The 268-nt window shown below is 60.8% G+C and carries 1 protein-coding gene; it reads right to left on the bottom strand.

Features of this window, described 5'->3' with window-relative positions; all coding sequences use genetic code 11:
• On the bottom strand, positions 1–268 hold a 268-nt coding region (locus FQ664_RS26145), incomplete at both ends, for an ATP-binding cassette domain-containing protein (RefSeq protein ID WP_256676106.1).

A 268-nucleotide genomic window follows, 5' to 3' on the forward strand; every position in this document is an offset into this window, starting at 1 on the left:
GGGAAGAGGTTGAACTGCTGGAACACCATGCCAACCTTCTGCCGCAGCGAGCGCAAGACGGCGCGGCCGGCATCCAGGTATTCGCCATCCACCTCGATCACCCCATCGCTGATCGACTCCAGGCCGTTGAGGGTACGCAGGAAGGTACTCTTGCCGGAACCGCTACGGCCGATGATGGCGACCACCTCGCCCTCCTCGATCGCCAGGTCGACACCCTTGAGCACATGATTGTCGCCGTAGTACTTGTGCAATGCGGACACTCTAAGCA

The organism is Pseudomonas persica, from assembly GCF_900291015.1.
In the GTDB taxonomy this organism is placed as follows: domain Bacteria; phylum Pseudomonadota; class Gammaproteobacteria; order Pseudomonadales; family Pseudomonadaceae; genus Aquipseudomonas.